Raw genomic sequence first — 8,986 nt, 5'->3', positions numbered from 1 at the left:
CAGGAACCGTGGATGGTGACATCAACTTTTATAAGGATGTGGAATGGGGATTTTTGGTAAGAATGCTTCCAGGCGTAAGCAGTAAGCGCTTCTGGAATGATCCTGCCTTTGAAGGAAGCCGCAGAAGCGCAGAAAGGTTTGGTACAGGCAATATCATCTCTTCGATCATCTACCGCTTTGTACCGGTTAAAAGAAGGTACAGGCAGTTGTTTAAACAGGTAAGGACCATAGCCATTGTTTGTTTAAAGCAGGGAATGGATAAACCAGGGGTATTCACAGCCCTGCATACCTTCCTTACTGAACAAAAAGCGTACTTCCTTAACCAATGAGCAGTTTACGCTTCTACTCTCTTCCTTTGAACAGGAGCTGGCAGCAAGGCTGAAAGAGCCAAAGCCCCAAAAGGAAAAGAAGATGAAGAACAAGCTGGAGATAACTGTGAAAGCACCCCTTAGTGCAGAAGACACCGAGTACTTACAATTGTACATGGATGATTATGACTGGACCATCAGGTTTGAGGGAGACTTTCCACCGGAATACCAAATACCATTTTTTCTCCTTAAACATGCTGTTTAAGGAAGTTTGTAGTTTGTAGTGTGTAGTTTGTAGTTTCTTAGGACAAACGGAAATATTATTGGCAATTATTCTGAAGATCAAACAATTGACATGGGTTGCAGCGTGTTATTGGTTGCAAACCTTACATTCAAAACAAAACGGTCAGGGTTGTAGATTCATCCTTGTCAACATTTCAACTTGTTAACCTGTTAACGCTTTCTCTCATCAACCTTTCAACTTGTTAACTTGTCAACTATTATTCTTCCTTTTCAAATCCCAATTCCATAACTATTGATCATACTCAATTCCAGGCAGTTACTGATGAGAATGTGAATAAGTGATTTTACTGATTTGCTCATTTTTTAGCGATTAATTTGCCCCGGTTCATCGATAAGGGCTTGCGTTTTTAGCAGTTAATATCTAAGTTTGTTTTGATAGCTATTAACAGTCCCTTGTAAAACCCTGTAAATAAATTGAAGTCCAATAATCCTAAATATCTTACTAAAATGAATATTTGCCTACGTAACTTATTTGTCTATTTCGAATCGGTACTGCATCCTGCCGGTGGTGTATCTGACAGGCAAGCGGAAAAGAAAAAAAGAAGAACCTCAACAGCTAATGTTTCAAACTATATTACTCAACCTTCTCCCGATGGCTTTAATATGCGTGCAGTAGCTAAAAAACAGGATAAGGTGCGACGTAATCCTGCTCCTTAAGGTATTACAAATGAACTTTTTTTATAGTAAACTGTATCTTTAGGATACAGTTTTTTTATGGGCATACTCAAACAAATGGCCGAATACCTTTACATCCGCAAACCAGATCCAAACCGGCCAAAATCAGATTTTGTCAAGTACATGCATGGCATTAACCGCCTGAGCCTGTTTTTATTCATCATGGCCCTGATTATTTTGATGATAAAGCTATTGGTTAAACACTAGCCTGTACAAAATCTACAATTTCCTGTGCTGCTCTTTGCGAAGCATCACCTCCCTGCATTAATAATTGTTTAAGCTCCTGGTAATCTTTTTTCAACTGGTTGATGCGATCCTGGTTGTGTAAAATAGCATCCAGTTCTGCGCTCAGATTTTCTACGGTTAGTTCATTCTGAATAAGTTCAGTTACGACCTTCCTGTCCATGATCAGGTTCACCAGGGAAATGTATTTGATCTTTAATAACCTGCGTGCAATCTGGTAGGAGATGGGAGAGCCTTTATAGCATACCACTTGTGGAACTCCAAATAAAGCTGTCTCAAGCGTCGCTGTTCCGGAAGTGACCAATGCTGCTTTTGCATTACTCAATAAGGTATAGGTTTGGCCTGGAAAAGCCACTTCAACATTGGGGTAACTGGCAATAAGGTCTTTGTACAATTCAAAGGGTTGCCCGGGTGCCTGGGCAATAATGAACCGGTAGCCCTGGAATTGTTGTGTTACAGCAAGCATAACCGGTAGCTTGACCAATATTTCCTGCTTACGGCTGCCCGGCAATAATATGATCCGTTCCCGGTTATCTTTTGTGATCTCTTTAGTAGCCGGATCTTCTGGTGTGGACTGGCTTTGTGTGATGAATGTATGATTTGATTTATCAAACCTGTCGATCAGGTAGGCTAGCGGGTGACCAACATATTCCACCTTGTAATTCCACCGGGCAAAGAATTCTTTCTCAAAAGGGAGGATGACCAGCATTTTATCCACTACCTTTTTGATCATTTTGGTACGACTTTCCTTCCATGCCCATACCTGTGGAGAGATATAATAAATGACCTTAAAACCATTTTCCTTTGCCCATTTTGCCATGCGCAGGTTGAAGCCAGGATAATCTATCAGCACCACTACATCTGGTTTGAAAGCCAATATGTCCTGTTTGCAGAATTTAAGATTCTGTAAAATGGTAGGTAAGTTTTTAATGACTTCTATAAATCCCATGAAGGCTAGGTCGCGGTAATGCTTGACCAGCCGCGCGCCAGCAGCTTCCATCAGATCGCCACCCCAACAACGGATGTTGGATTCACCATCCAGCTTCAAGATCTCTTTAATGAGATTGCTGCCATGCAGATCTCCCGAAGCTTCTCCTGCTATTATATAATACTTCATAAGACACCGTAAGACTTAGGAACTAAAGGATTGCTATATACTGAAGACCGGGCCAAGGTGATCTCATGCTTAATTGAAAAGCTTTACGAGAAGAACACCTATGCCATAGATCAGCGTAACACCAAAAATTCCTTTGGCTGTCTGATCCCTGGAAGTATTGATGTAATAGGTGAAGAGTGCGATATTTCCTACCAGGCACCAGACACCAAAAAAGGTGATCAGCCGGTTTTCCCTGAAAAACACTCTTATAAATTCAGGGAAAGTGTACCCGGAGAAGCGGGCCAGGTAAATAATAATAAATACGATCACAGGGGTAACAAGACCCAAAATGAGTCCCATTTGCAGGTTATCCTTCTTTAGAAAGAATGTTCCAGTTTTTTTCAAGGTGTTCTTTTTGTTTGTAGTGGGTTAAGTCAAATTGCACGGGTACAATACTAATATAATTATTGGCTAATGCCCATACATCCGTATCGGTGCCTTCATCAAAATTAACAAACTCACCAGTAAGCCAGTAATATTTACGTCCATGAGGATCATTCCGCTCAATAAAATCTTCTTCATATTTGGCATAGGCCTGCCTGCATACTTTCACACCTTTGATATCATTCACGGCTGCAATGGGTATATTGACATTCAATACACAGTGTTTGTTGGGCGCTGACTGGAGCATCTGTTCAACGATCATCCTGGCATATTTACGGGACGCTGTGAAATCAGCTTCCAGGCTGTAGTCGAGTAATGAAAATCCTATTGATGGAATGCTTTCAATGGCAGCTTCCACTGCTGCTGACATGGTGCCAGAATAAATCACATTGATGCTGTGGTTCGCTCCGTGGTTAATACCACTGAGACAAATATCCGGCTTATGGTGCAGCACTTTATCAACGGCCAGCTTAACACAATCTACAGGAGTTCCTGAGCACTGGTAAGCTTCAATATCTTCAAACAGGTTTACTTTATGTAATCTCAACGGAACGCCAATTGTAATGGCGTGTCCCATGCCTGACTGGGGTTTATCAGGGGCAACCACTACCACTTTTCCCAAATCTTTTACGGCTTCTATAAGGTTTTTTATTCCGGGTGCTGTAATTCCATCATCGTTTGTAATCAGGATAACGGGCTTCTTCTTTTCCATTCCACAGATTTTGTTAGTTCACAAATTTGATCACTTTTTATGGATAACCAAAATTTGCACCATCCAGTGAAGTGTATATTAACAATGTTAGGTTTTGTCACAGAGGTTCATCTGATCTCCAGGAATATCCGGTATTGGAAAAAAGATTGACGATTGTTTATGGGAATCTAAATAAATTAGTATTTTGCGGCTAAATAAATTAGTGTTATGTCAATAGCTAACAAAAATCTAAAGTACCTACGAAAGCTACGTGGTTGGACACAGGAAGAATTTGCACAAAAACTGCGCATCAAAAGATCATTGCTGGGAGCATACGAAGAAGAAAGGGCTGAACCACGCATTGAGATACTTGAAGTGGTTGCGGATATGTTCAAGCTTACTTTAGATGATCTTCTGCGTAAAGATGTTAGCGACACCAAGACTAATTATTTAGCCAGGCGCCGGGCACAAAAAATGTCCAATGGCCGTACTGATATTCCTTTTGTCCCGGTAAAAGCTGCAGCAGGCTACCTGAATGGTTATGCCGATCCGGAATTTGTAGACGAATTGAACACTTTCACCTTACCTATGTTGGCTGGTGGTGATTACCGCGCCTTTGAGATCGTAGGAGATTCAATGATGCCTACACCCAGTGGATCTGTAATAGTAGGAGAAAGGGTGCAAAGCCTGGATGAAGTAAAAACCAACCAGACCTATATTGTAGTTTCTAAATCAGAGGGCATTGTGTATAAGCGCATGATGAAAAACAACCGCCAGAAGAACAAGTATACATTGGTAAGCGATAACCCTACCTATCAGCCTTATGTCATCAATGCAGATGATATCCTGGAGGTTTGGCAGGCCCAAATGATCATAGCCAAGGCCAACACGCAGCAGCGCTGGGATGTAGGTCAACTGGCAAGCCTTGTCAACAACCTGCAGCAACAGGTAACTGTTTTGAAAAAGCGCATGAATTAATTTGCCTTTTTAATTATAGAATATCTCTATTATATTTACGCTCAGCGAAAACTAGTTGCATGCTGAGAATGATGCTGTTATGTGTACCCTTGTGTTTTAGTAGTGTACTATTCGGACAAAAGACGCTTACTTCAGTTAAGACTATACAGGCTCCGCACATTGACGGGGTGTTAGATGATGCGTGCTGGAAACAGGCACCAGTGGCTTCCAATTTCATACAGAATTTTCCTTCATATGGCTCTCCTGCTCTGGTCAGGTCGGAGGTAAGGATATTATATGATAATGCTGCCGTTTACATAGGAGCACATTTATATGATGACCCATCACTTATCCGGAAACAATTGACTTCGCGTGATGGAGAACAAAGACAGGATGTAGATTATTTCTCTGTTTTTTTTGACACGTACAATGATCATCAGAATGGTTTCCAGTTTTTGGTAACTCCTAATAATGTTCAGAGTGATGCCAAGCTGAATGCTAATGCCACTGCAAGCTTTGGCGATTTTGGTGACAAAAGCTGGGATGCGGTATGGCAGAGCAAAACGAGGCTGGCAAATGATGGATGGTATGTTGAAATGCGTATTCCCTACATCTCCCTGAGGTTTGCAAAGAAAGATCTTCAAACCTGGGGCATGCAATTCCTGCGGTTTACACGGCGTAATAATGAAAGCTCTTACTGGAATGCGGTTGATCCCAATCTTAGTGGCTTTATTGATCAATTTGGCCAATTGAAAGATCTTGAAAATATCAGGCCTCCACTCAGGTTAAGTTTCTCTCCCTATGTATCTGGTGGTGTGCGAGTGAACCCTGAGGGGAGTAAAAAAGAAAAAGAATGGCTGCGCAACGGTGGCATGGATGTGAAATATGGAATCAATGAAAGCTTTACCCTCGATGCTACACTGATTCCTGATTTTGGACAAGTGGTATCTGACAATGTGGTAAATAATCTTTCGCCCTTCGAGGTGCAATTCCAGGAGAACAGGCCTTTCTTTACTGAGGGTACAGAGCTGTTTAATAAGTCGGGGTTGTTTTATTCCCGACGCATTGGAGCCACGCCTACGGGTTATTATGGGGTAGAATCTCTTGTAGACAATAGCGTGGATTACGAAGTGATCCGAAATCCTACACTTACTCAATTATATAACGGTATTAAATTCTCAGGTAGAAATAAAAAGAAATTAGGGATTGGGATATTTAATGCTGTCACGGCTCCCATGAAGGCTGAGCTAAGGAATATTGCTTCCAAGGCTGATACCATTATTGAAACAGAACCTTTAAGTAATTATAATATCATTGTATTGGACCAGGCATTAAAGGGTCGTTCTTCCATTACATTCACCAATACGAATGTGATGCGAAACGGACCGGGAAGAGATGCCAATGTGAGTGCACTGGACTGGTCTTTATTTACCAGGGATAACCAGTTTCGTTTACAGGGAACTGCACGCTATAGTAAAATATTCGGGTACACTCTGTATCCTTCGGGAAATATCAACCTGGTGTATGATACTATAACCCGAGTGGGAAGAGTGTATGTAAAACCTTATGATGGTTATAATACAAGCCTGAGATTGAGTAAGGCCAATGGACAATTGCGCTATTATGCGGGTGCCAATATTACTTCTCATACCTACGACCCCAATGACCTGGGTTACCTGCAAACACCCAACCTGGTAAGTTATACGGGTGGTATAAATTATAACCAATTCAAACCAACGGCAAGATTTATCACCTACCGGTATAGTTTTGATGTGTCAACAAAGTACCTGTATAAGCCATACCGGTATAATGAGATATTATTGAGCGCCTCAGGTTTCTGGATATTTAAAAATTTCTGGGATGTTACTTTAACGGCAAGTTCCTATCCCACCAGCCAGGATGATTACTTTGAACTGCGCACGCCCGGTAGGGTTTTAAAAAAACCTGCTGAAGCTACTTTCGAGCTAGAAGGCAGTACGGACAGCCGTAAGCGACTGTTTGTAAACTATGCAGTAGCCTATGCTCCAAGGGCCAAAGCAGATAATAACTATAACCGCACTGAGTTTGGTGTAAGGTACCGGTTTAGTGATAAGCTAACATTAAGTACAGAGGTTTTCAGGCAGTTTGAGAACAACCAGATTGGATATGCCTTCAGGAGGGAATCCAACAAAGAACCAATAGTTGGTTACCGTGATTTTACAGAGATCCAATCCATTGTTTCGGGAACCTACAATTTCAATTCGAGACTGAATGTGGTTGTAAGAGGCCGTCACTACTGGAACAAAGTAAAGTATAACAGCTTTTATAATATCGATATGAATGGTAATGCCATTCCGAGAAGCTTTATACCTGGTTCGGATGATAACTACAACGCATTTAATGTTGATGCCTTCATTACCTGGGATTTCCGGTTAGGCAGCAGGGTGATATTGGGATGGAAAAACTGGTTGGGTGATGAATACGGGGTAAATGGAATGGTTAACCGCGATTACTGGAAAAACCTGGGCCGGACATTAAATATTTCACATGGCAATGAACTTACTTTAAGGGTCATCTATTTTCTTGATTATAACCAGTTGAAAAAGGCCAACTAATCCAGCTCATAAATATCTTTTGCCTGTCGGAAAGTATTGCAGTGTGCTTCAATAATGGTTTTAATATGCGGCGAATAGCCTCCCCCCATGGCTACAACACAAGGGATATTTCTTTGCTTCAGGAAATTGAAAACATATGCATCTCTTTGCTTGCATCCTTCCAGTGATATTTTCAATTTGCCAAACTTATCTGTTTCAAGGACATCTACCCCTGAAAGGTAAAAGGCAAAAGAAGCATCAAATTGCTGCAATATGTGTCTTAACGAATGATCAAGTATATCAAGGTATTCAGCGTCGGTAATACCGTCTGACAGCTCTATGTCGAGGTCACTTTTTTCTTTATGAAATGGGTAATTATTTTTTCCATGCATGCTAAATGTAAATACCCTTGGTTCATCCTGGAAAATGCTTGCTGTACCATTGCCCTGGTGAACATCAAGGTCTATGACCAGTATCTTTCCAACCAGTTTATGATGCAATAGATAATTAGCAGCCACGGCAAAATCGTTTAGCAGGCAAAATCCTTCGCCCCTGTCTTTAAATGCATGATGCGTGCCGCCGGCAATATTCATAGCGATGCCGTTTTCAAAAGCATGTAGGCAGCAATCAATAGTGCCCTGTGTAATTACTAATTCCCTGTATGTTAGTGCCGGTGACTGTGGAAAGCCGATGCGTCTTTGCTCCCGGGCAGAAAGCGATTGTGCTTTTAATTTTTGAAGGTATGCAGGGTCATGCGCCAGCAGGATGTTTTTATCGTTGCAGGGTAAAGGCTGAAAAAGATTTTCTGCCCTGATAGTTCCCTCATACATTAATTGACCAGGAATCAGGTCGTATTTAGACATTGGAAACCGGTGACCTTCAGGAAGGGGATGGGCATATACCTGGTCAAAGGCAATATGCAGTTTCTTTTGCCTGTTCATTGCATTTGAACAAGGCTGTTTTCAACGATAGCAAATACGTTTTCTTTAGGCTCAGGTTCAATTAAAGCGGTACCTGTGAATTTACTAAACGCAGGGAGTATGCAATGGTTAGACCCGAAATAGAAGCAGGGAAGTCTCAGTGCCTGCTTACCTAATCCCTGTAAATAAATCCCCGGGTGGATATGACCACAAAAAGTGTATAGTTCATTATGATCTTCACAACGTTCATGCGTAAACAAAAATGGCGGCAGCATGAATTCGGATTCTATTACATCTATCCTTGCTTCACGATACCAGGATTCTTTTAAAATATCATGATTGCCACGAACGAGGATGATTTTGAGAAATGAAAAATCCTCACGCCATTTTTTGAACCAGTCTAATTCGATATTGGCATGACTATGGAAAAAATCACCAACTACAAGGAGACATTCCGGTTTAAAATAATGAAGCAGGTTGACCAGTCTTTGAAGGTCTTCCTTATAAACGTTTTGAGGCACCGGAATCCCCGATTTCCTGAAATGACCAGTTTTGCCAAAATGAAGGTCAGATACGATCAGCGTTTTTTGCTCTTCCCAAAATATGGACCGCTGTGCGGATAACCACAGGTTCTGTTCACGGAGCTTATGAAGGATAGGAGCTTGCATAGAAAAATAAGACGCTGGAATAAGCTGCAAAAGTAAGTGCATGGCCGGGGCCGGGAAGTTATATTTTGTTAATAGTTGGTTGTTGCTTTAAGAGGTTCTGTTACATCT

Annotated in this window: 11 protein-coding genes; 6 read left to right on the top strand and 5 right to left on the bottom strand. The window is 41.4% G+C overall.

Annotation, left to right across the window (positions count from 1 at the left end; genetic code table 11):
- The 4 genes from BP74_RS17710 to BP74_RS17695 all read left to right on the top strand — a co-directional run.
- A partial coding sequence (locus BP74_RS17710; protein WP_496376133.1) for a hypothetical protein occupies positions 1-329 on the top strand: 329 nt, incomplete at its 5' end.
- 82 nt (positions 330-411) lie between these two features.
- A complete protein-coding gene (locus BP74_RS17705; RefSeq protein WP_496376131.1) occupies positions 412-573 on the top strand; it encodes a hypothetical protein in 162 nt (53 codons plus the stop codon).
- Between the two features lie 485 nt (positions 574-1,058).
- On the top strand, positions 1,059-1,268 hold the full coding sequence (locus tag BP74_RS17700) for a hypothetical protein (RefSeq protein ID WP_496376129.1): 210 nt from the start codon (positions 1,059-1,061) through the stop codon (positions 1,266-1,268).
- A gap of 57 nt (positions 1,269-1,325) precedes the next feature.
- A complete protein-coding gene (locus tag BP74_RS17695) occupies positions 1,326-1,493 on the top strand; it encodes a DUF6728 family protein (RefSeq protein WP_496376127.1) in 168 nt (55 codons plus the stop codon).
- Here BP74_RS17695 and lpxB read toward each other — a convergent pair.
- The 3 genes from lpxB to surE form a co-directional block, all read right to left on the bottom strand.
- Complete coding sequence (lpxB, locus tag BP74_RS17690; RefSeq protein WP_496376125.1) at positions 1,483-2,646, bottom strand: lipid-A-disaccharide synthase; 1,164 nt, start codon at positions 2,644-2,646, stop codon at positions 1,483-1,485. The genes BP74_RS17695 and lpxB overlap by 11 nt on opposite strands.
- A 69-nt stretch (positions 2,647-2,715) precedes the next feature.
- The gene (locus BP74_RS17685; protein WP_496376123.1) at positions 2,716-3,030 is read right to left on the bottom strand and encodes a hypothetical protein; all 315 of its coding nucleotides are present in this window, start codon (positions 3,028-3,030) and stop codon (positions 2,716-2,718) included.
- Positions 2,993-3,781 (bottom strand): 5'/3'-nucleotidase SurE, encoded by a 789-nt coding sequence (gene surE / locus BP74_RS17680; protein WP_496376121.1) that lies wholly within the window; start codon positions 3,779-3,781, stop codon positions 2,993-2,995. The genes BP74_RS17685 and surE overlap by 38 nt, the downstream gene beginning before the upstream one ends.
- 207 nt (positions 3,782-3,988) lie before the next feature.
- Between surE and BP74_RS17675 the strand changes: the two genes are divergently transcribed.
- Both BP74_RS17675 and BP74_RS17670 read left to right on the top strand, forming a co-directional pair.
- Positions 3,989-4,738 (top strand): XRE family transcriptional regulator, encoded by a 750-nt coding sequence (locus BP74_RS17675; RefSeq protein ID WP_496376119.1) that lies wholly within the window; start codon positions 3,989-3,991, stop codon positions 4,736-4,738.
- 59 nt (positions 4,739-4,797) lie between these two features.
- A complete protein-coding gene (locus BP74_RS17670) occupies positions 4,798-7,311 on the top strand; it encodes a DUF5916 domain-containing protein (protein WP_496376117.1) in 2,514 nt (837 codons plus the stop codon).
- Here BP74_RS17670 and BP74_RS17665 read toward each other — a convergent pair.
- Positions 7,308-8,231 carry a histone deacetylase family protein gene (locus tag BP74_RS17665; RefSeq protein WP_496376115.1) on the bottom strand — a complete coding sequence of 308 codons (924 nt, stop codon included), beginning with the start codon at positions 8,229-8,231 and terminating at the stop codon, positions 7,308-7,310. The two genes, BP74_RS17670 and BP74_RS17665, sit on opposite strands and share 4 nt — an antisense overlap.
- On the bottom strand, positions 8,228-8,878 hold the full coding sequence (pdeM, locus tag BP74_RS17660) for a ligase-associated DNA damage response endonuclease PdeM (RefSeq protein WP_496376113.1): 651 nt from the start codon (positions 8,876-8,878) through the stop codon (positions 8,228-8,230). Before pdeM ends, BP74_RS17665 begins: the two co-directional genes overlap by 4 nt.
- Positions 8,879-8,986 lie beyond the last annotated feature (108 nt).

It is taken from the genome of Flavisolibacter ginsengiterrae DSM 18136 (assembly GCF_059568575.1).
Note: the sequence above shows the minus strand (reverse complement) of the source record. Positions and strands in the feature narration are given on the sequence as shown.

What these genes read in the sequence shown, in the direction of transcription:
- BP74_RS17700 (WP_496376129.1), top strand. Translation starts at nt 1,059, where the DNA reads ATGAATATTTGCCTACGTAACTTATTTGTCTATTTCGAATCGGTACTG.
- BP74_RS17705 (WP_496376131.1), top strand. Translation starts at nt 412, where the DNA reads ATGAAGAACAAGCTGGAGATAACTGTGAAAGCACCCCTTAGTGCAGAA.
- lpxB (WP_496376125.1), bottom strand. Translation starts at nt 2,646, where the DNA reads ATGAAGTATTATATAATAGCAGGAGAAGCTTCGGGAGATCTGCATGGC.
- BP74_RS17675 (WP_496376119.1), top strand. Translation starts at nt 3,989, where the DNA reads ATGTCAATAGCTAACAAAAATCTAAAGTACCTACGAAAGCTACGTGGT.
- pdeM (WP_496376113.1), bottom strand. Translation starts at nt 8,878, where the DNA reads ATGCAAGCTCCTATCCTTCATAAGCTCCGTGAACAGAACCTGTGGTTA.
- BP74_RS17665 (WP_496376115.1), bottom strand. Translation starts at nt 8,231, where the DNA reads ATGAACAGGCAAAAGAAACTGCATATTGCCTTTGACCAGGTATATGCC.
- surE (WP_496376121.1), bottom strand. Translation starts at nt 3,781, where the DNA reads ATGGAAAAGAAGAAGCCCGTTATCCTGATTACAAACGATGATGGAATT.
- BP74_RS17695 (WP_496376127.1), top strand. Translation starts at nt 1,326, where the DNA reads ATGGGCATACTCAAACAAATGGCCGAATACCTTTACATCCGCAAACCA.
- BP74_RS17670 (WP_496376117.1), top strand. Translation starts at nt 4,798, where the DNA reads ATGCTGAGAATGATGCTGTTATGTGTACCCTTGTGTTTTAGTAGTGTA.